General features: G+C 46.8%; 28 protein-coding genes and 1 riboswitch. Of the genes, 14 read left to right on the plus strand and 14 right to left on the minus strand.

What is annotated here, in order from left to right:
* The 14 genes from L5656_RS05865 to L5656_RS05930 all read right to left on the minus strand — a co-directional run.
* On the minus strand, positions 1–708 hold a 708-nt coding region (locus L5656_RS05865), incomplete at its 3' end, for a nicotinate-nucleotide--dimethylbenzimidazole phosphoribosyltransferase (RefSeq protein WP_297200401.1).
* 29 nt (positions 709–737) lie between these two features.
* Positions 738–1,478: an adenosylcobinamide-GDP ribazoletransferase gene (gene cobS, locus L5656_RS05870; RefSeq protein WP_297200405.1), complete on the minus strand. Its 741-nt coding sequence runs from the start codon at positions 1,476–1,478 to the stop codon at positions 738–740.
* A 272-nt stretch (positions 1,479–1,750) separates the two neighbouring features.
* A riboswitch (cobalamin riboswitch) is annotated at positions 1,751–1,966 on the minus strand.
* 390 nt (positions 1,967–2,356) lie between these two features.
* Positions 2,357–2,515: a lipoyl protein ligase domain-containing protein gene (locus tag L5656_RS05875; protein ID WP_297200407.1), complete on the minus strand. Its 159-nt coding sequence runs from the start codon at positions 2,513–2,515 to the stop codon at positions 2,357–2,359.
* Positions 2,516–2,534: 19 nt separating this feature from the next.
* On the minus strand, positions 2,535–2,690 hold the full coding sequence (locus L5656_RS05880; RefSeq protein WP_297200409.1) for a hypothetical protein: 156 nt from the start codon (positions 2,688–2,690) through the stop codon (positions 2,535–2,537).
* On the minus strand, positions 2,678–3,103 hold the full coding sequence (locus L5656_RS05885) for a putative PEP-binding protein (protein ID WP_366017999.1): 426 nt from the start codon (positions 3,101–3,103) through the stop codon (positions 2,678–2,680). Before L5656_RS05885 ends, L5656_RS05880 begins: the two co-directional genes overlap by 13 nt.
* 55 nt (positions 3,104–3,158) lie before the next feature.
* Positions 3,159–3,764, minus strand: coding sequence for a class I SAM-dependent methyltransferase (locus tag L5656_RS05890; protein ID WP_297200411.1), 606 nt, complete (start codon positions 3,762–3,764; stop codon positions 3,159–3,161).
* Between the two features lie 42 nt (positions 3,765–3,806).
* Positions 3,807–4,463 carry a DUF1638 domain-containing protein gene (locus L5656_RS05895; protein ID WP_297200413.1) on the minus strand — a complete coding sequence of 219 codons (657 nt, stop codon included), beginning with the start codon at positions 4,461–4,463 and terminating at the stop codon, positions 3,807–3,809.
* A 175-nt stretch (positions 4,464–4,638) separates the two neighbouring features.
* Complete coding sequence (locus L5656_RS05900) at positions 4,639–5,262, minus strand: cobalamin B12-binding domain-containing protein (RefSeq protein ID WP_297200415.1); 624 nt, start codon at positions 5,260–5,262, stop codon at positions 4,639–4,641.
* Positions 5,263–5,332: 70 nt separating this feature from the next.
* Entirely contained in the window at positions 5,333–5,506 is a 174-nt protein-coding gene (locus L5656_RS05905; RefSeq protein WP_297200417.1) for a hypothetical protein, read from the minus strand.
* Between the two features lie 36 nt (positions 5,507–5,542).
* Entirely contained in the window at positions 5,543–6,715 is a 1,173-nt protein-coding gene (locus L5656_RS05910; protein ID WP_297200419.1) for a uroporphyrinogen decarboxylase family protein, read from the minus strand.
* A 71-nt stretch (positions 6,716–6,786) separates the two neighbouring features.
* Positions 6,787–7,584, minus strand: a complete 798-nt coding sequence (locus tag L5656_RS05915; protein ID WP_297200422.1) for a methyltetrahydrofolate cobalamin methyltransferase — start codon at positions 7,582–7,584, stop codon at positions 6,787–6,789.
* 133 nt (positions 7,585–7,717) lie between these two features.
* The gene (locus L5656_RS05920) at positions 7,718–9,031 is read right to left on the minus strand and encodes a uroporphyrinogen decarboxylase family protein (RefSeq protein ID WP_297200425.1); all 1,314 of its coding nucleotides are present in this window, start codon (positions 9,029–9,031) and stop codon (positions 7,718–7,720) included.
* Positions 9,032–9,059: 28 nt separating this feature from the next.
* On the minus strand, positions 9,060–9,731 hold the full coding sequence (locus tag L5656_RS05925; RefSeq protein WP_297200427.1) for a cobalamin B12-binding domain-containing protein: 672 nt from the start codon (positions 9,729–9,731) through the stop codon (positions 9,060–9,062).
* 14 nt (positions 9,732–9,745) lie between these two features.
* Positions 9,746–10,489 carry a GntR family transcriptional regulator gene (locus L5656_RS05930; protein WP_297200430.1) on the minus strand — a complete coding sequence of 248 codons (744 nt, stop codon included), beginning with the start codon at positions 10,487–10,489 and terminating at the stop codon, positions 9,746–9,748.
* Between the two features lie 205 nt (positions 10,490–10,694).
* Between L5656_RS05930 and L5656_RS05935 the strand changes: the two genes are divergently transcribed.
* From L5656_RS05935 to L5656_RS06000, 14 genes are all read left to right on the plus strand, one after another.
* Positions 10,695–11,387 carry an AzlC family ABC transporter permease gene (locus L5656_RS05935; RefSeq protein ID WP_297200433.1) on the plus strand — a complete coding sequence of 231 codons (693 nt, stop codon included), beginning with the start codon at positions 10,695–10,697 and terminating at the stop codon, positions 11,385–11,387.
* A complete protein-coding gene (locus tag L5656_RS05940) occupies positions 11,366–11,680 on the plus strand; it encodes an AzlD domain-containing protein (protein ID WP_297200435.1) in 315 nt (104 codons plus the stop codon). The genes L5656_RS05935 and L5656_RS05940 overlap by 22 nt, the downstream gene beginning before the upstream one ends.
* 239 nt (positions 11,681–11,919) lie before the next feature.
* Positions 11,920–12,483 carry a Uma2 family endonuclease gene (locus L5656_RS05945; protein ID WP_297200438.1) on the plus strand — a complete coding sequence of 188 codons (564 nt, stop codon included), beginning with the start codon at positions 11,920–11,922 and terminating at the stop codon, positions 12,481–12,483.
* Between the two features lie 608 nt (positions 12,484–13,091).
* Positions 13,092–13,274: a Flp family type IVb pilin gene (locus tag L5656_RS05950; protein ID WP_297200441.1), complete on the plus strand. Its 183-nt coding sequence runs from the start codon at positions 13,092–13,094 to the stop codon at positions 13,272–13,274.
* Positions 13,275–13,354: 80 nt separating this feature from the next.
* Complete coding sequence (locus L5656_RS05955) at positions 13,355–13,810, plus strand: A24 family peptidase (RefSeq protein ID WP_297200444.1); 456 nt, start codon at positions 13,355–13,357, stop codon at positions 13,808–13,810.
* A 4-nt stretch (positions 13,811–13,814) separates the two neighbouring features.
* Entirely contained in the window at positions 13,815–14,201 is a 387-nt protein-coding gene (locus L5656_RS05960) for a TadE/TadG family type IV pilus assembly protein (protein ID WP_297200447.1), read from the plus strand.
* A gap of 5 nt (positions 14,202–14,206) precedes the next feature.
* Complete coding sequence (locus L5656_RS05965) at positions 14,207–15,127, plus strand: pilus assembly protein TadG-related protein (RefSeq protein ID WP_297200450.1); 921 nt, start codon at positions 14,207–14,209, stop codon at positions 15,125–15,127.
* Positions 15,128–15,143: 16 nt separating this feature from the next.
* Positions 15,144–15,881, plus strand: coding sequence for a Flp pilus assembly protein CpaB (gene cpaB / locus L5656_RS05970; RefSeq protein ID WP_297200453.1), 738 nt, complete (start codon positions 15,144–15,146; stop codon positions 15,879–15,881).
* Positions 15,878–17,116 (plus strand): response regulator, encoded by a 1,239-nt coding sequence (locus L5656_RS05975; RefSeq protein ID WP_297200456.1) that lies wholly within the window; start codon positions 15,878–15,880, stop codon positions 17,114–17,116. The genes cpaB and L5656_RS05975 overlap by 4 nt, the downstream gene beginning before the upstream one ends.
* Before the next feature lie 6 nt (positions 17,117–17,122).
* The gene (locus L5656_RS05980) at positions 17,123–18,448 is read left to right on the plus strand and encodes a CpaF family protein (RefSeq protein WP_297200459.1); all 1,326 of its coding nucleotides are present in this window, start codon (positions 17,123–17,125) and stop codon (positions 18,446–18,448) included.
* A 232-nt stretch (positions 18,449–18,680) separates the two neighbouring features.
* The gene (locus L5656_RS05985; protein ID WP_297200462.1) at positions 18,681–19,439 is read left to right on the plus strand and encodes a type II secretion system F family protein; all 759 of its coding nucleotides are present in this window, start codon (positions 18,681–18,683) and stop codon (positions 19,437–19,439) included.
* A 13-nt stretch (positions 19,440–19,452) separates the two neighbouring features.
* Complete coding sequence (locus L5656_RS05990; RefSeq protein ID WP_297200465.1) at positions 19,453–20,373, plus strand: type II secretion system F family protein; 921 nt, start codon at positions 19,453–19,455, stop codon at positions 20,371–20,373.
* A gap of 54 nt (positions 20,374–20,427) precedes the next feature.
* The gene (locus L5656_RS05995; protein WP_297200468.1) at positions 20,428–20,793 is read left to right on the plus strand and encodes a DUF192 domain-containing protein; all 366 of its coding nucleotides are present in this window, start codon (positions 20,428–20,430) and stop codon (positions 20,791–20,793) included.
* A partial coding sequence (locus L5656_RS06000) for a methyl-accepting chemotaxis protein (protein ID WP_297200471.1) occupies positions 20,783–21,645 on the plus strand: 863 nt, incomplete at its 3' end. The genes L5656_RS05995 and L5656_RS06000, both read left to right, overlap by 11 nt.

Genomic DNA, 21,645 nt, shown 5'->3' on the forward strand with positions numbered 1-21,645 from the left:
ATTTTGACGCTTAGGACCCCCATTTTTCGTGTCTAAATTTCTGGGTCCATTATACTTGTTTCGCCAGGCCTCTTCACTTATCCCTGTCCCCCTTCCCGTCACTTCGGCTACAGGCAACCCTGAAAGGGCGGCTAAAATAGCGCTACTAGGCGTAGTATTACCTATCCCCATATCTCCGGTACCGAGGAGCTCAACACCCTTTTCAATTAAAGTGCTCGCAATGTTTATGCCCGCCTCTATAGATGAGATCGCCTGTTTGCGGGTCATGGCCGGCTCTTTAACCATATTCCTCGTTCCGTAACCTATCTTATAAGAAAGAATTTTCCCTGTTTTAGCCAAATCACTAAGGTCGGCGGCCACGCCCATATCTACCACAATGACTTGGGCCCCTGCTACTTCCGCCAGAACATTAATACCTGCCCCACCCGACACAAAATTGGCCACCATCTGGGGAGTCACTTCCTGAGGGAAATTGCTCACCCCCTCCTCCACTACCCCGTGGTCTCCAGCCATGGTAACAATCGCTTTATAGCGCACGGAAGGCTTTAAAGTTTCCTGGATAGCAGCCAGGCGTTCAGCAATATTAAGGAGTTCTCCCAGGCTCCCCGGGGGAATAATTAAATTGTCCAAGCGCTCACGGGCTCTCTTCCGCCATTCTTCTTTTATGGGCTTAATACCCTGAACAGTCGCTTCTAGCGTAAGTTTCATTGTCTAACCCTCCCCACCTTCATTGACTTTTAAAAGAGAACCTGCAAGATAAGTAAAGTTAAAACCTCGGCACATTCATTTAGGGCTCCCAAGGTATCACCAGTCATACCCCCTATCTTTTGGCTGATAAACCACCCTAAACCGGCAACTCCAGCGAAAACACCTCCGGCTAAAAACATCCCTTTAACACCCAGAAGAGCTACCAGAAAACCCAGCGCGGTGGCCGAGGCCCAAAAAAGTTCGTGGAACCCAACATGAACTGTAAAGTGTCCGGCTCCTTTACCTTTACGGACATAAGGGTATAGAGCTGCACCATAAACGAGCGCCCAACGGCCTAAAGCCATCATAAGGATAAGGCCTAAAACCACCTCTTTCTCAGAGAGCTGGCCTAAAAAAACAAACTTAGTCAAAAGTACCAGGAACCCTGCGGTAGCCCCGTGGGATCCCACCCGGCTATCCTTCATGATTTCTAAAATCTCTTCGCGCGAGCGTCCGCTAAAAAGGGCATCAGCAGTATCCATTAAACCATCTCCATGCAAATTTCCCGTTATTACCACTAAGAAAATTAAGACCAAAAGATCGCCAGCCGGCCTGCCCAGAAAGGAAGAAACTAGAACATGACAACCTGCAGCCAAGGCACCTAAGAGCACCCCTACTAGCGGGAAAAAGGCCATAGATCTAGCTAGGTTTTTCTCTTCTACGGAAGTACGGATGGTTATAGGTATCCTGGTAAGAAATTGTACAGCCAGCCATAGCTCTATAAACCTCAAGCCTTTCAACTCCTTAAGTTATGCGAGTTTCTACATCCTCCATTTACCCGGGCTTGGGCTATCTACATCCCTTTGCCAGGCCCGCTCATTACCCCTACCCAGACGAGCTGTCTGGGCGATACGGGCTGCTGCAACCCCAAATGTTTTAGCAGGTGTTACAATATAGCGGCTCGATAACTTCAAGCAGTGGTAAGTAAAATAAAAAAGTTCTCAGCATCGCTGAGAACTTTACCATCATCCTCAGGTCTTCCCACCTTCTTTCCGCGAGAAGGTGTACACCTTACGGCCAGGCAGGTCTCCTGGCTCCCGGATCCTCGCTCCCCTGCGCCTTCCCATTCCCCTTCCCCGGTAGGTAAACTTATACCCTCCAGGTTAAGGAACAGTGGCCTTCTGCAGGATCGCTTCCCGGTTACAGTGGCGGGACCGCTTGGGATTTACACCCAATTCCCTATTCTCCCTAGACGGGCACCTGGCCGGGTTATCTTTATTAATTTTTCCGCTTATGATTTTAGTATATGATTTCCCCTGGTGTCAATAAGGCGTGGGTTGAGTTACACTTTTAGTGATATAATATCACGTTCTATGGGATATGACATCACATTCCCTGTGATATCACAAAGTTATTATTCGAACGCGGCATTGGCGTTGTATCCAAATCTTCTACCTTAGCGAAGCGCTAGTAACCTAAGAAAAATCAAATACCTCTTTAAAAGCTTTAACGAGCCGGTCTTTAACTTCTTCCATGGCTACAGGATGCCCTATTAAATCTTCTAAAGAAGTAACCCCATAATCCCGCAAACCCTACCCAGGCTCCTGTCAGCCCTTGTTTACGGCTACCTATTAACCCATAACTAGCTACTACCTTAAGCATCACTTCCTCATAAAGCCTCAATAACCTGTGTAAATCTTTTTCCATGATAGTTTAAGTTTAAGATAGGATAACCCACTATCTGGCCCGGACCGTGGTAGGTGATATCACCACCCCGGTCCACTTCCATAAGCTCTATCCCCAGTTCCTTTAAGACTTCTGGGCCCACCAGTAGGTGCTCTTTTTTGCTACTTCGACCTAGGGTTATTACAGGGGGTATGTTCTACTAAAACCAGTACATCTCCTATCTCGCCTCTGATACGCTTATCTACTAGCTCAAGCTGGAGTTCGTAAGTAGATAGATAATCTTTTTTACCCAGATCAATAATCTTTAGTTCCTGCATAACAATTTCCGGACTGCCTGTCCGCTTGGGAGTTCTAAAGCTTTTAAAGCGAGCTTTCTAGCCTCTTCATAAGAAAGATGGAAGATAGCCTCTTTTGCCTGGGGTATAAAAATAGGGCTCATGCTTATCTCATCTAGGCCTAGTCCCACTAAAAGGGCCGCTGCTGTCACTTCTCCCCCTAGCTCACCACATAGACCTACCCATTTGTTAAACTTGTGGGCTGCCTCTACCGTGGTATATATAAGCCGTAAGACAGCAGGGTGATAAGGATCATATAAAGCCGTCACTTCCTCATTTTCCCGGTCCACCGCTAGAGTATACTGGGTAAGATCATTGGTGCCGATGCTAAAGAAATCTACTTCGCGAGCTAATATATCTGCACATAAAGCAGCAGCCGGGGTTTTAATGGAAATTTTAGGATTTACAGTCTTTTAATTCTTATAATCAAACCCGCTTCTCATTACTTTCTCAGGGTCTTCCTACAATTAACTTTACTATTCCCCCACCGAGATTCTCTACCCTCTCAATCTTTATTCCTGCTTTCTTTACATTCTCTACAGTTCGCCGGTTAATGTTAGAGCCGAAAAGGTAAACAACTAGAGGATTTAGCAGATCCATAAGGGAACCTAAAAGCTTATTTTCGCTGCGAACGTGCTCTAACAAAACAATTTTCCCCTCTGGGTGGCAGACACGGCATACTTCTTGTAACCCGCGCACCGGGTCAGGGACACTACAAAAAACGAAAGTAGCTACCACTGTATCAAAACTACCAGAGGGAAATTCAAGTTGCTGCACATCCATCTCCAGCAGCGTTACCGGGGCTCGCGTTAAATAAAGCTTTTGCCGGGCCCGTTTTAGCATCTTGGGGCTAAAGTCTATGGCCGTCACTTGGCAATAGGGCGGATAAAAAGGGAAATTAGCCCCTGTGCCCACTCCCACCTCTAGCACCCGTCCATAAGCCTCCTGCCAGACAAGCTTTCGCCATCGTGGAGAAATCAGACGGTCCATCCAATCATAAAAGAGAGCCGTGCGGTTATAACGTTTTTTAATTGTTTCTGTAAGATCTTTATTCACCTCCACCACCTCACATAGATGGCTTTTCTTTGTTTACTTTGCTCAGTAATTGGCTTGGGTGTAATACTTTTCTACCGTAACTACCTCCCCGGGAGGCACATGCAGGAACAGATTATCCCACGGACCCTGTAACAGCTTCTGTAAATAGCCTTTATGCCCATCGGTTACCTCGAATCTTAGTCCAATCTTTTCCGCTACTTCACGCACCTTTTCTCCCTCTAAGTCTTCACCTTGCCTCCCTGTCTTTATGAATACCACTCGCTGGTAATGACAGAAAAGTTGACGTATTAAAAGGCTCCCTCGCTCTTCACCATATCGGGAAACACAACGCGCATACTCCCGCACCAGGCTCTCTTCCCCAGCTAACCAGCCAGCCGATAAAAAGTATGTCTCAGGCCCCCACGCCTTCCTAGCCTCCACTGAACCCAGAAGAAGCGAAATGCAATCATCTAGTCTTGGAATAGTAAGGGGTACGGTTCGCGCCCGCAGTCCTTCCAAGGCTCCGCCGCAAAAACCATACCCCAGTAATATTCTTTCACTGTTACGAATGCTATCAATGGCCTCCTGTAAAGCCTGCCGAAGCCGATCTGGTGAACGGTGCAACCCCTGGTCCAAAAAATACCATTCGTGCCCACCTGGAGCTAGAGATAAAAGTTCTTCTTCTAAAACTTTACAGGCAATGACCGTATATCGCCCCATGTTTTAATCTCCTTATATCTACTAGTTTAAGCTATTGCTACTCCATTAAGCTTTTAACCTTAAGCTGTTCCTCCGCTACGCTTTTCAAGTATATTTTAAGCAGCATTCATTAAAAAAAGGGAGGGAAGGGTGCTGTACTAACCCCATCCCTCCCCCTAATAAAGCTGCTTCAAAATTACGCTCCAAACACTTCAGCCGCCGCTTTAAGGCCGTCGCTCGCCGTAGTGGCGAAATAGTCAGCCCCTACATGTTTCTTGACAGTTTCATTAACATAGTTACCGCCTATTATCACCTTAGGATTTAGGCCCTCGGCACGGAGGGCTTCAATGGTCTCTTTTAACGCGCCCTGGCAACTGGTCAACAGGACGCTCATGCCCACCAGAGGTGCTCCCGTCTCCTTAACAGCCTCGACAAATTTTTCCTTCGGCACATCTACTCCCAGATCGACAACCTTATACCCCGCTCCCTTAAGGAGCATTACCACTATATTTTTACCCAGGTCGTGGATATCTCCCCTGACTGTACCGATAACGATGGTACCTTTATGTTCAGTGCTCTCACCAGCCAAGTGAGGCTCTAAAATATCCATAGCTCCTTTCATAATCTCGCCAGCCATAACCAGCTCACTTAAGAAATAGTCGCCGCGCTCAAATCGGTTGCCTACTTCCACCATCCCTTCTTGTAAAGCCTTGACAATCTCTAATGGGGCAACTCCACTTCCCAGCAGTTCCTTAACTAAAGCTATTACCTGTTCCTCTTCTAGTTCGGCCATGGCTTTGGATAGAGCTTCTTTAGACATAATAACTCCTTCACTCCTCTCTCCTGAAATGGTAAACTTAGGCTTTTATGGTCCGAACTACCTCTATAAGCTAACGCTGTACCCAAAACCATATAAAAGCATAAGCAAGGGCATCGAGCATTTCCCAAGAGCTTTTAACTATTTCTTCATTACCGGCCAGCACCCCGAACTCTTCCTTTTTTATTTTCCAAGGTATACACGTGCCCGCTTCCGGTACAAAAGATTTCATTTTATTTTCAACCATTCGATTCTCCCTCCTGTTTGCCAGAAATAACAGCCTTTAATAAACGCCGTATTCTCGAGCCGCTTCAATCATGGCCACGATATTTTCACGCTTGGCATCGCTCATAACAACTCCGCCTGCAGCCAAGACAAATCCTCCGTCGCCACCCAGTTCATCAATAGCTCTCTTAACACAATCCTTTACCTCTTCAGGCGTACCGTAAGTTAAAAGCGTAGTGGGAACACCTCCGTAAAGACAGAACCTACCTCCCAAAACCTTCTTAGCTTTCTTAGCATCAGTTAAATCAATGCAAAAAACAATACTTTTATCCGGCAATTCAGCTATCTTTTCCAGATAAGGAGTCCAATCCCCTTCAGCAAAGAAGAACGTTCTCTTCCCTAAAGCCCAGAGGCCCTCGATTACAGCCTTCCAGGAAGGCCAGTAATATTTCTGCCAATGCTCAAGGCTTAAGAAGGGATAAGCCCCCTTATGCAGAGGTGCGAAACAAGGTAAAGAAGTATCACCAGCTGCAGTGATCATAGCATAAGCAATATTATGGGGTACGATGGCCTCGCATGCAGCCAAAACCTTATCCGGCCGGCGGCGGAGATCCAGCAAAATTCCTTTGGTCCCTCGCAAGGCATCACCTAAGGTATCAAAGGGCGCCTTGGTCATCCCTGTAGTCGCCGATACTATACCGTATTCTTTGGCCCATTTTTCACCCGTTTTAGTTAACTTATCGTTATGCATGGCGAACGCGGCAGCACCTTTAATTAAAGCTACGGTAGCACGGTACGACCCCGGTTCGGCAAACTCCCCACATATACGAGGTAAATACTTCGTAGCTAGCCATTGGGTAGGATTAGCGATGAACTCATCATAATCTTCGGCCTTCATGTACTCTTCTTCTACATATTGGAAGCCAGAGTTTTCTTCAAAATAAATTCCCGGGAACTTATACAACTTGCAATCCATACCGTCAAACATAGGAGGCCACCACAGGTTAATTGCGCCGAACATAACATCAAAATCGAGGTCGCGTATTACATCGCCAATAATTTCGTTGGATTTGTCAACATTGTAATATGCTTCCTGAAGGGTAGTATTAGTATATTTAACTACCCACTCCCCGAGGGGAAAAACTACAGGTACCTTGTCCGGCTTACCACATTCCAGCGCTACAGTGTAGCGCTTGAACCTTTCCTGAAAAAGTTTTTCCTTATCGCTCATATAAGCAAATTTCCCTCCTTTAGCCTTAAGGTGATACGTTATTCCCTCGCTTAAGATACCCAGTAAAGTCTTTACTCCTCCAACCCCCCTTTCCTGTAGGCCTTCAAGAAGTTCTTGCCATAGGGGTCGTTACCCAGTAACAGTTCGACAGTCGTTAACGCTGTCATAATTTTAGGGTCTAAGGGATCAAGGATAGCAGCGTCCATACCGTGTGCCATGCAAATGGCCAGAAAGTAACGGTTTATAAGCTTCCTTTTAGGCATGTTGAAAGAGATGTTACTCAGGCCCGATACTGTTTTTACTTTAAACAAGCGTTTAATTTCAGCTAAAGATTGGAAAAATATCACCGCATTAGTATGGTTTACAGCCAGAGGAAGTACCAGGGGATCGATGTAAAGGTTATCCAAATCATAGTTATACTTGGCCAGTAGCTCCACCATCCGCTCGGTAATTTTGATCCTGTCCTCCACGGTCTTGGGAATGCCGTTGTCATCCACGGTCAATCCGATTACTGGGCACTGGTATTCTAGGACGAGCGGGAGGACTTCTTCAAGCCGGCTTTTCTCTAAAGAAATTGAATTAATTATAACTTTACTCTTTTCACCTTTAAAAGCTTCTAAACCCTTTTTAATGGCTGCCCCCGATGTGCTATCAATACATAAAGGTACATCAGTCACTTCCTGGACGGTATTTACAAGCCATTCCATGTCCTCTACTTCGTTGCAATGGGCAGTGTTTAAATCCAAATAATCAGCACCTGCAGCTACTTGTTTGAGGGCTAGTTCCTGAACAGTCTTCGCATCTTTATTGTTAATGATTTGACGGATACTGGGAATCGCACTATTAAGTTTTTCCCCAATAATTAGCACCTTCGCACAGCCTCCAAGTCGATTAGAATTTGTATACCTGTCTATACATATATTCTACTTTTGTTTAAAAAATCCTGCTTAAGCCTCATAGGTTAAACAAAAAATCTCGGCCTCAAACCCGTAAACCTAATTGTCAATAACCCCCAAACTCCTTTGCCGATTCTATTAGTGCACGCATGTTTTCGGGATTTATATCATCAATCACACCGCCGGAACTTAAAATAAACCCTCCTCCTTTGCCCACCAAATTTATCAGGTGCTTGCAGTAATCCTTTATTTCTTGCGGTGTCCCTAAAGTTAACAAAGTAATGGGTACGTTGCCGGCCAAGCAGGCTACATCCCCTAGGACTTCTTTAGCCCTAGCCATGTCGGTGTGCTCAAAAAGCCACACTGTCTTGCCCCTGGGTAGCTCAGAGATAACCTCTAAACGGGAATTATACCCGCCTTCGGCAAACAAAAAGGGTACCAAACCCTCTTCGATTAAGCCCATAATCACCTTCTTTAAGCTAGGCCAGTAAAAAGTTCTGAATTGCTTGTCCGATAGAAAACCATCAGCCCCCTTATGTAAAGGTATGAATACCAGGGGATGGCCCGCTGACCGGGCGGAGGATACCCCCATCCTTATGGCCAGGGGAGTCAATACATCAAGGGCCTTAAGCAGTTTTTCAGGACGCCTGTACATATCCATCATAATCCCGTGGGTACCTCTTAGAGTATCACCGATAATATCAAAGGGTGCCTTGGTCACTCCCCCAAAAAGAGCCGGAAACCCTTGGCCCTGAAGGTCCTGGTCTACAGAACGGACTATACTAGCCCAACGGACAGCCTCATTTCCCGCTTCAAAAACAGCTTTAAATGCAGCTTGCACTTCAGGGAAACCAAAGGGAATAAAACTACCGCAAGTCATTACAATTTCTAGAACTTCCGTAAAAGGGGCCAATTTTTCCCAGGGTTTAAGGGCGCCGAAAATACGTGGGAGGTAAATCCTTATCCAGAAATCAGAAGGATCTTGTATCAAAACATCGTACTCATCGGCTTTCATGTATTCTGACTCGAGGCACTGGTAGGAAGTATGCGGTGGGGTACCGCGGCCTGGCCATTTATACAATCTATAATCGAGAATTTCAAAAAACCTACCTGGTGGCGCCAAAAACATACCTATGTACGCGTCGGGTTGAAAATCTAGGACATATTTTCGCCAGGCAGCCGCCGCTCTCTCATAATCGTACATTGCATCTCTAACGGTGAGCCCGGCATAATAAGCAGGAAATAGTCCCGTAACCGGACAAACAGGCACCCGGTCCGGCACCTTTTTTAACTGAATGGCGTCCTTCAGCCGGATTACCCTTTCTTTATACGCTCTCTCTGCTTCTTCGTTAGCAAATTGTACATTCTGGCCTTCGGCCCATAAAGCAAGCATTCTTTCCTGCCTTTCTTCTGCCATCATTTTTCCCCTTGCTTCCCAGTGTGACATGTTATAATGCCCCGAGCCCACCGGCCTGCCCCTTAACAACTCGCATCCCCAACCACCTCCGGCAGATGGCCACTCCCTCACCTGCCTCTCTAACCCACGCGTCGGCACCCACGTATCGACAGACGCGTTCGTTCACCAGTCCCCCTATTATTATTCTCACCGGTTGCTTTGCGGTCATCATCCGCACCAGTTGAACAGTCCGGCGCATAGCTTCAAAGGAAGAAGTGAGCAGGGCGGATAAGGCTAAAACCTTGGCACCCGTTTCCTTGAGGAGAGTCACAAAGACATCAGGTGGAATATCTACACCTGCATCATACACACGAAAACCTTCACAGCGTAAAAGGGAAATGGTTATATTCTTACCAATGTCATGGATGTCTCCTTCCACTGTCCCAAACACGATATCTGCTTTATGGGGTTGCTCCGCTAAGGGCAGTGCAATGGGTAGGTACGGTTCCAAAACCCGTAGCACTTCTTGAAATATTTCAGCAGACATGATTAGATCGCTTAAAAAATATTCCCCCCAGGAATAACGCTCACCTACTACTTTAAGTCCCCGCCGGCATTCTTCTACGATCTCTAAAGGAGACTTCCCTTCTAGGAGGGCCATCTTTACTAATTCCAGCACTCTTTTTTCATCTAATTCAGCCATAGCCAAAGATAAAGGGCCCAAAGAATACCACCTTCTCATCCTAGATTTTGTAGGGCCTCCGGAACCGAGGTCAGTTGATACCTATCCCCACGATACAGGCACCACCCCCAACCTACCGGCCGGCCATCGCTAGCCACAAGTATCTGCTCTAGTAGGAAGGCCGGGGAGCCTGGCGCCACATGTAGGGCGCGAGCCTCTTCTTCATTCAAAAGTGTTACCTGGAGGACCATTTTACTACTCGCAGGTAAAGCCTCGGCATGTTTTTCCACCATTTCCGGTAGCGCCTGGTACTGAAGTTCGTTCTCTAGTATGGGCCGCCCTCGGTCATAACGTAGGTACTTGCGGTCGTAGGCCATAGGTTCCCCATCTGCTAAAAGAGATCGGCGAATATATAATACCTTAGTACCCGGTGGAAGCTGTAATTTTTTGGCCGCCTTTTCCGGGGCGGGAACTAGCCTGGCTTCAAGGAGCCGAACACTAGAAGTTAACCCCCGAGAAGCCATCTCTTTGTGGAATTCATCCATTACAAAAACAGCCCGGTCAAGCTGGGGTCGGGAAACAAAAGTTCCCTTTCCCTTTTCAGTGCGGATGAGGCCAGCCCTCGCAAGCTGGCTAAGGCTGCGGCGAACGGTCATCCGGCTAAGCCCGTATTTCTCGCTCAGTTCTGCTTCTGAAGGTAAAGGATCTCCCGGGCGGTATACCCCCGACTTTATCTGGCGTTCAAGAATTTGCGCCAGTTGGTAGTACGGGGGTACAAACGAACTTTTATCTATGGACATATTTGGTTACACCCCGCAATTCCTTTCCTTGAATTACCTTCCTCTTTATGTAATTTTAGGTACCCTTATCCCAGTTCGTAAGAAGGGTACCCGTTTATACAACTATTCTATCTTTGTTTGATAATTCCTCCTAAGTATACTCCCCTGTTGGATTGACTCTGGCCTTGAGCTTATAGTAAGATGGGACAGGCGAGGAGGCCGGGGAATGGGCTGGCAAGAGGAGATTAAGCAGGGTTTAAAAAGTGCCTCTCCTATCGTTTTAGGGTATCTACCTCTAGGTTTTGTCTACGGTGTACTAGCCCGGGAAGCCGGGTTAGATCTTTTAACTACTGTGCTGATGTCGGTATTAGTGTACGCAGGCTCTGCCCAATTCATCGCTGTTAGCCTTCTAGCCAGCGGCGCCGCAGCTCTTTCTATTATTTTTACAACCTTCTTAGTTAACCTGCGCCACTTGCTCATGAGCGCTTCGTTGGTACCCTATCTCAGGCGTTACCATCCTAGCTTCTTAGCTTTGCTCTCAGCAGAAATTACGGACGAAACTTTTGCCATGGCCATGGCCCATTATGCGGATCATGAACCCAGCCTTTTTTATCATTTTACCCTGCACCTTACCTCCCACTTTTCCTGGGTGCTGGCTTCTTTCCTGGGCGGCCTGACAGGCAATCTCTTGGGAGATCCCAGCCGTTTGGGCTTCAATTTTGCTCTGCCGGCCATGTTTATCATTTTACTTATCCTCCAGCTTAAAAATAGAAAAACCCTGCTGGTAGCAGGGATAGCAGGAGCTTTATCGGTAGGTATTGCGCTTCTTTGGCCCGGTAACTGGAACATCATCCTGGCCGCCTGTTTGGCGGCCACTATAGGGGTGGCTGTAGAACCATGGATCGACAGATCCTGTTAGTTATCCTTGGTATGGCTTTAGTGACGTATCTACCCCGCATGTTGCCTCTGGTAATCCTAAGCCGTACGCAATTGCCCAATATATTTCTACGCTGGCTAAGCTATATCCCTGCGGCTGTGCTGGCCGCTCTGCTGGCCCCTGCTTTATTTCTCCCGGAAGGGAGATTCGCCCTGGTAGGAAATCCTTATCTCCTAGCAGCTATACCCACCAGCCTAATAGCTATAAGGACGCGCAGCATAGCCCTCACCATCTTATGCGGTATGGCAGCCATGGTCTTATTAAATTACATTTAACTCCACTTACCGGGACCCTCTCCACTTTCACTCCGCTTCTTCTCCGTTTTCTGAACTTATGGATCATAAAACAAGATTTAACCTCGCCGCTTGAAAGTGAGGGCGGCCTGCAGGGCCAGGCCGAGGAACAAATTGGAGGAAAAGTTAATCCCTTGCTACTAGGCAGGCTTAAGGCTAAAATTAAGGTAATAAAAGCTACCAGGAGGAAGTTAATACCAAAGGAATGGAGGTGTAAGTAAATGAGCGCTATACCGGCAGAACTTGCAGCAGGACGGGAGCGTTACACCTATGAAGATTATTGCCGCCTGCCGGAAGGAGCACCTTATCAACTCATCGGCGGGAAACTAGTAATGACGCCTTCACCTACACCGTATCATCAGATGGTATCTATGAAATTAGAGTTACAAATGGCCACTTATGTTTTGGAAAAGGGATTGGGTATTGTACTAGATGCCCCGCTCGATGTCTACCTGGACGAAACAGAAACCTACCAGCCGGATATAATTTTTATTTCCAACGAAAGACTGAATATTATCGAGGAGAAATGTATTAAAGGTGCCCCAGACCTTGTAGTAGAGATTCTTTCCCCTAATACTGGTTATTATGACCTGCGCAGTAAGTACAAGGTTTATGAAAAGAAGGGTGTACAGGAATACTGGATAGTTGATCCCCAGTCAAAATCGGTACAAATTTTTTGTCTGCGCGAGGGCAAGTTTGTCCTAGATCAGGAGGCAGAGGGACAGGGAGTAGTTAAGTCACGGGTGATACCTGGATTGGAAGTCCGGATAGAAAGCATTTTCTAGTCTAGCTGCAGCACGCAATGCCCATCCCCTCGGTAGCTGTTAGTCGCTGAAACTTCCTTAAAGGCTTCCTCCGGCATGGAGCTCAACTCCCTTCACTTCCTTTCGTGTAAAACCTGCTAAGGATGGCAGGATAAAATAAGAAAGCGTCCAAATCTATCTAAAGACATGAAGACATATTTAATTTTTAAGCGGTAAGTTAGATATTAAAGTTAGATATTAAAAGAGGGGGTGCGAACCCCTCTCAATTATATAGTTGTTGCTCTCCTTTATAGCCCTTCTTTAAACCGTCTTTTCTCTCCCTTACCACCCCCTCCTCTCTTCTCCTTCTGGATAGCAGCATTTTTACAACAAGACACCGGGCTTAAGAGTAAGCCTCTGCTGGTCTCAATCGTATATTTAGGACCTTATACCCACCGGCCGACAGAGTGGAGGTAGGGAGTTAGCGCGCTGGCCTCAATCATAAGTTAGGACTATACGCCTGGTAAAGAGTGGACCTGGTCATACTTCAAAATAAGACCTGCGCCGGATAGAAAGAGGGCAGGAAAAAAGCTAAAATCCAGAGTAGAACTGGCTATAAATCCTAAATTCTCTGGGAAAGGGGTAAAAACATGATAAGCTGGCTTAAAAAATTCTGGAAAGACGAAAACGGTCAAGGGATGGTGGAATATGGTCTTATACTAGCCTTAGTAGCTATCGTAGTTATCGTTGCCCTTTCTGCCGTTGGCGGAGGTTTAAAAGGTATTTTCCAGGAAATAGCCAAAACCATATCTGGTTCGACATCTGTTCAATAATTTACCAACCCTTACCCCCCTCGACCCTACTTGAGATCTAGGTCTTAGGTAGGGTCGTTCTTTAGGAGGCTAGTGCTTGTATGGTTAAAGACGTTGTATTTTTATGGCTAATTTTTACGTGTGCCTTTACTGATTTAAAAAAGCGTTTAATATACAACTATGTCCTCCTCCCCGCGTTATTGCTGGGCTTCTTCCTCGCAGGGATAAATGGGGGGCTACAGGGCCTTAAGGAAAGTGGGGCGGGATTAGCTTTAGGATTTCTTCTTCTAGCGTTACCTTACTACTTAGGCGGTATGGGAGCTGGAGATGTAAAAATGCTGGCTACCATCGGGGCTATACAAGGACCTTTATTCACATTCTATACTTTCTTGTGCAGCGCTTTAATAGGTGGGATATGGGCCCTAGCTTATTTAGTTCGCCATAAACGGCTTACCCTTTTACCGGGAAAGGGTACCTCCATTGATACGTTGCCCTACGGGGCTATTCTGGCCTTAGGGGCCCTGCTTACCTATCTCCAAGGCGGGTGGCTGTATTAAAATAATGAATCTTAGAGATTGTCGGGGCCAAGCCCTAGTAGAAATGGCTCTAATTTTACCTATGCTTCTCCTCCTTATTATGGGCACGTTGGACTTAGGCCATATCCTAGGGGATTACCTCCTTCTTATCAGTGCCAGCCGGGAAGGAGCGCGAGTAGGCGCGGTAGGCGCAAGCGACGAGGTTATCCGCTCTCGAGTAAAAGAGGTAGCTTCTACCTTGGGGTTAACTGATGATAATATCTCTGTTACTCCAGAAGAAACCTCCCGCCATCCAGGAGTTGCCTTACGGGTAAGGGTCCAATATGAAGCAAAGCTATTTACACCGCTACTTTCCCAGTTACTCCCTAATCCTTTCCCTTTAAGCGCAGAGGCCGTTATGAGGGTGGAATAACACTTATGCAGCCCTTCTGGCAAGATGAAAAGGGATCGGCTTTAGTATTGGTGGCCATAAACATGGTAGTTCTACTGGGCTTTGCAGCCTTGGTAATCGATGTGGGTTTTCTAGCTGCCTCCCGGCATAAACTTTTAAACGCTGTAGATGCAGCCGCTTTGGCTGGAGCTAGAGAGTTACCCTCTAATCCCGACCGGGCCCGGGCAGTGGCAGCCGAATATGCTTCCCTAAACGGCGCAGAATCTATAGAAGTGGAAGTATCCCCAGATAATACTTCCCTGACTGTCAAAGCCCGCAAGGAATTATTTTATTTCCTCGCTCCAGTATTGGGATTTCACCGCGGCGAGGCCCAAGCTCAAGCTACTGCTCGTATAGGAGGTATAAGGGCTGTAAAGAAAGCAGCTCCCCTAGCTGTCCCCTGGCAGGATTATCAGTTCGGAGCCAAATATACCTTAAAGCAGGCTGCAGGACAAGAATCGCCCCTGGGCCCAGGTAATTACTCAGCCTTGTCTTTAGGAGGGACAGGTGCAAATAAATACGAGGACAACCTAAAGTACGGGTATCCTGGGTGGCTAAAAGTCGGGGACGTGGTCCCTACAGAAACCGGCAATATGTCCCATCCTACGAGAAGGGCTATAGAGTATCGTATTGCCCTTTGCCAGCATTCTCCTCCTTGTACACCGGAGCAGTTTGAACCCGATTGCCCCCGCATACTAATAGTCCCGGTCTACGATTCCACTACCGTTGAAGAACATCAGGTAACTTCTATAACTATCATCGGTTTTGCTGCCTTCCTGGTAGAACAAGTAAAGGGAGAAGGTAACCAAAATTACATTGAAGGTTATTTCATTAGGACCATAGTAGCTGGAGAAGCTGACCCTCAACAACCTGATTATGGTTTAGAAGGCATCAAGCTTGTTAAGTAAGGGGGAAGATTAACTTTTGCGCCAGAAATTGTTATGGATACTCTTCTTTTCCCTAGCCCTCGCCACAAGCTTGTCGGTATACTTTTACCTCCAGAAGCTAGAAGAAAAGTACCAGCAAAAGGGTAATTTTCAACCTGTAGTGGTCGCTAAAGAGAGAATACCGGCCCGGACTCCCATAACAGCTTCCATGTTGGAAATAAAATATCTGCCCCCCGGGTACTTAAGCGGCCAGTTTATAACAGAAACCCACGAGGCCTTAGGGAAGATAACTCGCTCCGAGATACTACAAGGAGAGATACTCCGCCAGGAAAAGCTACTTAGCGGGAAAGAGACTAATGAGCTGGCTTTCTTGGTAACTCCTGGCAAACGGGCAGTAACCATAGCTGTAAATGACGTATCGGGCCTAGCCGGTCTGCTACGCCCGGGGGACCATGTGGATATCCTAGCCACCTTAGATGCAAGCCCTGGGCCAGGACAAGATAAGGTCAGTATAACCTCTTTAGTCGTTCAAAACGTAGAGGTCCTCTCTGTCGATCAATCCCTAGAAAATGCGTCTAGCCTGGAGGGTAAGAAGCAAGGGGGTCAGCGAAACATTACTTTACTTGTAACTCCTAAACAAGCCCAATCCCTGGTGTTAAGCTCAGAAAAAGGCAGCCTTAGATTGCTCTTGCGTTCTCCAGGCGATAAGGATCCTATTTATCTTCCTCCTTTAAAAATCTATGACCTTATTTCTAAACCGGAGGTAATACAATGAATCCTATTACTGTTCTTATTGTAGATGATATAGCCACCACCCGAGAAGATATTAAGCGGTTACTTTACTTCGAAGAGGATATAAAGGTAATAGGGGAAGCCGGGAGCGCTGAAGAAGCCCTGCTCTTAGCCGAAAACCTTCGCCCAGATGTAGTGCTTATGGACATCAACCTTCCCGGGATGGACGGAATAGCCGCCGCGGAGGCTATAACCAGTAAATTGCCAGAAACAGCAATAGTAATCATCTCTATCCAAGGAGAAACTGAATATCTGCGTAAAGCCATGGCCGCTGGAGCTAGAGATTATCTGGTAAAACCCTTTAGCAGCAGCGAGCTAGCAGAAACTATACGTCGGGCAGGCCAAGCCCATAAGCGGCAAATAAGTCTAATTAAGACTCCAGCTTCTCTTTCTGCGGAACCCCAGGTTGTGGAAGGCCGGATAATTACAGTATTTTCTACCAAGGGTGGGGTAGGTAAAACAACAATAGCTTGTAATCTAGGAGCTAGCCTGGCCCAACGCGCCCGGGGGCAAGTTGTCCTGGTGGATCTAAACCTCCAGGGCGGAGACGTAACGCTAATGCTGAACATATCCCCTCGGAGCAGCCTAGCTGAACTCGTACAAGAGCAGGACTGGGCGGAAAGTAGCCTGGTAAACGGATACCTTTACCCCCATCTTTCCGGTCTTAAAGTTTTGCCTGCCCCTCTCCGGCCAGAAGAAGGAGAAGTTGTAGGAGTAAACCAGATAGAAACCCTTCTCAATTTGCTCAAAAGCAATTATACCTACATAATTATAGACACAGCTCCTGCCTTCAACGACTTAAACCTGGCTCTATTCGATTGGTCCCAGGACATTCTTCTTATCTTAACCCCCGATCTTGCCGGCCTTAAGCACGCTCGGACCGACCTAGAAGTATTACAAAAGCTCAATCAGGCCGGCAAGGTAAAAGCTGTAGTAAACAAATTTGCTCGGTGGAACAGTTTAAAACCCCAAGAGATAGAAGAAGCTCTGGGCCTTAAACCCTTTTTCTTCCTACCTCAGGCTGAAAAAACTGTACTAGCTTCCCTTAATCGCGGGCATCCTTTTGTCCTGGTTCAGCCAGGCAGTCCCTTAGCCTTAGAGGTTAAGAAACTAGCTGAGGTATTAGTTACCCCAGAACAGTCTCCAATAAAAAAGCCCCAAAGAAAAACCCTTTTCTTCCGTAAGTTTTCTTTAGGTTCTATCTTAAGGGGGGAATAATTCTTCATGTCCCTTCTCGCCCGGCTCCAACAAAAGGGGGAAACGAGGACCCAGGATAACAAGAAGGACCCTTACGGGGAATTAAAACAGCTAGTTCATCAAAGGATAATCGAAGAATTAAAAGAACAACCCTTGGGTGATGGGATAAAAGAAGAAGAGTTGGCTAACACAATTGAACATAGGGTACTCAAGATCCTTGAGGAAATGGGAGTCCCTTTACCTCGACCAGATTGCCAACGCTTGGCTAGGGAAATTACAGATGATACAGTAGCTTGGGGACCTATCACCCCTTTACTTAAGGATCCGGAGATTTCCGAAATAATGGTAAACGGACCTGATCAAGTTTATGTAGAACGCCGAGGAAAGCTTGAACGTACAGAAGTCAAATTCCGCGATGCCTCCCATGTAATGCACATCATTGAAAAGATCGTAGCTCCCCTAGGGCGGCGCATCGATGAAAGCGTGCCTATGGTGGATGCTCGTCTTCCGGATGGCTCCCGCGTTAATGCCGTTATCCCTCCTATTTCCCTGAACGGCCCCGTGCTTACCATACGTAAGTTCTTCAAAGACCCCTTGAAGATACAAGATTTGATCCAGCTAGGTACTCTAACACCCCAGATGGCCCTCTTTTTGGAAGCCTGCGTTAAAGGGCGGTTAAATATTATTGTATCCGGAGGCACAGGTAGTGGAAAGACTACCACCTTGAACGTCCTGTCTTCCTTTATCCCTGAGGATGAAAGGATTATTACCATAGAAGATGCTGCCGAACTACAATTGCGCCAAGAACATGTTATCACCTTGGAGAGCCGCCCCCCCAATATCGAAGGGCGAGGCGCCATTACCATCCGGGACCTAGTAAGAAATGCCTTGCGTATGCGCCCGGATCGCATTGTGGTAGGAGAGGTACGGAGCGGTGAGGCTTTAGACATGCTCCAAGCCATGAACACAGGCCATGACGGTTCCTTGACTACCGGCCACGCCAATTCGCCACGGGATATGCTTTCCCGCCTGGAAACCATGGTCCTTATGGCCGGAATGGACTTGCCGGTACGGGCTATAAGGGAACAAATAGCCTCCGCCATCGACTTGATCATCCATCAAAGCCGGTTTAAAGATGGCTCCCGGAAGATAACCCATATAACCGAAGTAGTGGGTATGGAGGGAGATGTTATCACCCTTCAGGATATATTCTTGTTCCAGCAGGAAGGTTATGATTCGGCCGGCCGGGTGCGGGGCCGCTTTGTGGCTACTGGCATAAGGCCCCGGTTCTTACATAAGTTAGAGGCTCGCGATATAAAGTTGCCTCCTGAAATCTTTGCCCCTAGCTGGTAAAAAGGAAAGGAAGATACTTGTAATGGAGAGTCCAACCTTAATAGCAGCCCTTGTTTTCCTTCAAATCCTAGTGGTAGGCGGACTTGGAATCTCCTTAAGGGAAGGGAAAGTCCAAAGGGTGACGCGTCTTAAAAAGCTTCTTGGAGAACGGGAATTCATGGAAGTTAACCTCTCCCCTGGAAGGCAGCTCTCTAGACTTCGGCAAATCCTTAAGCTCCTAGGAAGCCTGCTAATGGGTACCAAGAAGTGGACTAAAAAAGCAGAGGAAGAACTGGCCCGGGCTGACCTACCCTTGAGGCCGGAAGAGTTCGCTGGAATAATGGTTTTATCCTCCCTCGGGTTAGGGCTTATAGCGTACCTCGGGCTAGGTGAACCCCTAGTCGCACTATTAATAGCTGGTGTAGGGATATATCTTCCCTGGGGAGCCTTACGCTTTCGCCAAAGCAGGCGCCTGATCAAATTCAACCTCCAGCTTCCGGAAGCCCTCCTTACTATGGCCAATGCCCTACGTTCGGGCTTTAGCTTCTTACAAGCCATGGATATGATCCGCCGCGAGATGCCTAACCCCATTTCCAGGGAGTTCGGTCTTACTTTGCTGGAAATAAACTGGGGTACAGATACGGAAAAAGCCCTGATTAACCTAGGCCAGCGCGTAAAAAGTGAAGATTTAGACTTAGTTGTCACTGCTCTCTTAATCCAGCGCCAGGTAGGAGGTAACTTGGCCGAGGTACTGGAAAATATATCTCACACCATTAGCGAGCGAGTCAAGATAAACTCCGAGATCAAGGCCCTTACCGCCCAGGGCCGTATCTCTGGCTTTATAATCAGCTTGCTACCTCTGGCTTTAGCCGCCATAATACAAATGCTTAATCCCAGTTACTTAAATCCCCTTTTTAGCACCCGGGCAGGTTTAATTATGTTAACGGCGGCTGCAACAGCCCAAATTATTGGTGTTCTACTCATTCGTAGAATAGTGCATATAGAGTTTTAGGAGCGCGGTGCCTATGGAGAAAGCGGTGATTGCTGCCCAATTCCTGGCTACAATTCTAGCCTTAGCCTGGGCCCTTTCTTCCCCGTTCTCTATGCGAGCTGTTCATAAGCTCGAAAAAATGTTTGGAAATACCCCTGGCCGTACAACACCTAGGGAAGAAGAACTGAAGCTACCTTTCTATTCCCGTATAGTAAAACCTCTCTTACATAGCTTAAGCTACAAAATTATCAAGATCCTCCCGGCTAAAAAGGAAACCGAACTATATCGGAAAATAACCCACGCTCATCTACAAGGCAAGTTAAGCCCGCGCGAACTCTTAGTCCTTAAGTACTTGGCTAGCGGGTTATGTGCTGCCGGAGGAGCGGGGATATCCATACGATTGTTGGAAAGACCTGGTCTCATTGCTTCCTTTATTCTAGGGGGATGGTTTTTGGGATGGTATCTCCCAGATATATATCTAGAGTTCCGCAAGAAAACCCGCCAGCAGGCTATAACCAAAGCCTTACCCGGAGTGCTGGATCTCCTTACGGTAAGTGTGGAGGCTGGCTTAAGTTTAGATAGCGCTTTAATTAAGGTAGTAGAAAAAAGCAAGGGTCCTTTAACTGAAGAATTAGCCCTTACCTTGCAAGAAATAAGAATGGGCAAAGGCAGGGCTCAGGCCTTAAGGAGCCTAGCTGACCGTACCGGAGTAGAAGAGCTAGCTTCCTTTACTTCAGCTATAATCTTGGCTGAGCAATTGGGTCTAAGTATCGGTAACGTCCTTCGTTTCCATGCCCAGCAGATGCGCTTAAAACGGCAGAAGCAGGCTGAAGAAGCAGCTATGAAAGCCCCTGTAAAAATGCTCTTTCCCCTGGTCTTCTTTATATTTCCAGCCCTATTCGTTATTCTTCTAGGCCCAGCCCTAATTAGAGTGGCTGAATATTTTATGCACTAAAACCCGAACGGCTGCAGGGATATGCCCTGTACATAAAAGGGGGTAAGGATAGGAATGGTTTTGTGGAATCTCACTAAACAGGTAGTACTGGCCCGCCAGGTCCGCTTGGCCTGTACCTTTAAGGAGCGGTTTAAAGGGTGGATGGGAAAACAAAAGCTAGAAGATGGGGAGGCTTTACTAATATATCCCTGTAAAGGTATCCACACATGGTTTTTGCGTTTCCCCTTAGATATACTTTTTTTATCGAAAGAAGGCGAAGTCCTGCTTACCCTAAAGGACTTCTCCCCTTTTCGGTTTAGCCCTTGGGTGCCTTCCTCCTGGGCTGTGGTAGAATTACCTGCCGGGCGCATCCAAGCGACCAACACGAGTGTAGGTGATAAACTCGTACTCTATGGGAGGGAAAAAGACCATGACCTCTAAAATCCATGCAAGTGTCCACAAGAAAGATTTGCTTTGGTCCCTTTTGTTCGTAAGCCTTATCCTATGTATTACTGTAGCCTACTTCCAGTATGAGAAGACAATGTTTTTAAACTTAACTTCAGAAATAAATTCAGGAAACATAAGCACAATGGCATGGGCAAAGTATTGGAAAAACATGGCTTATATCCGCATTACCTACACCGCCAGCCTTTTAGCAGCTACTCTATTATACTCCCTTACCTTGGCTAGGATAATTTGGCGGAAACGCCTTAGTCAACTAGAGGTTGTTACAGAGTTGGCTTCAGCTGGTGATCTTTCCTGTCGCCTGGAGATACCTAAAGATGAATGGGAAACCCTAGCCCAACGTTTTAACAACATGTCTTTTCACTTAGCCAATTTAGTGGATACTGTAAAAACAAGTACAGCTGATTGGCAGAAGGCTGTAGAAAAACTCGCTGAAACCCTGGAAGTCAGTGCTCAAGCAAGAAATAATTTCTCTCAACATTTAACCTATGTAAGAGAAAGCGCCCAGGAACAACTAAATGTGCTTATCCAATCTATAACCTTAGCTGGTAAAATTAGTGAAGGGCTTAAACGCCTGGATGAGCGGCAAAAAATAAGTAGCCAGTGGAGCAGTGAATGCCGGGGTATGATTAGTGAAACTGCAAGCATTCTGGGCTCGGTCACCCGCCAGCTTAGAGAATTCCGTTCTGCTTTTAATAAAGGCCTAGAATACTATGAGCTAATCTTAAGTCAGGGTGAACCGTGGTCTCACCATATGACAAGTTTAAAATCCTTAATAGGACAGTTAGCCTCCTTTATAATTGAGGTAGCGCTAGAAGCAGCTAAATC

The sequence above is a fragment of the Thermanaeromonas sp. genome (assembly GCF_021890735.1).
Lineage (GTDB): Bacteria > Bacillota > DSM-521 > Neomoorellales > Neomoorellaceae > Thermanaeromonas.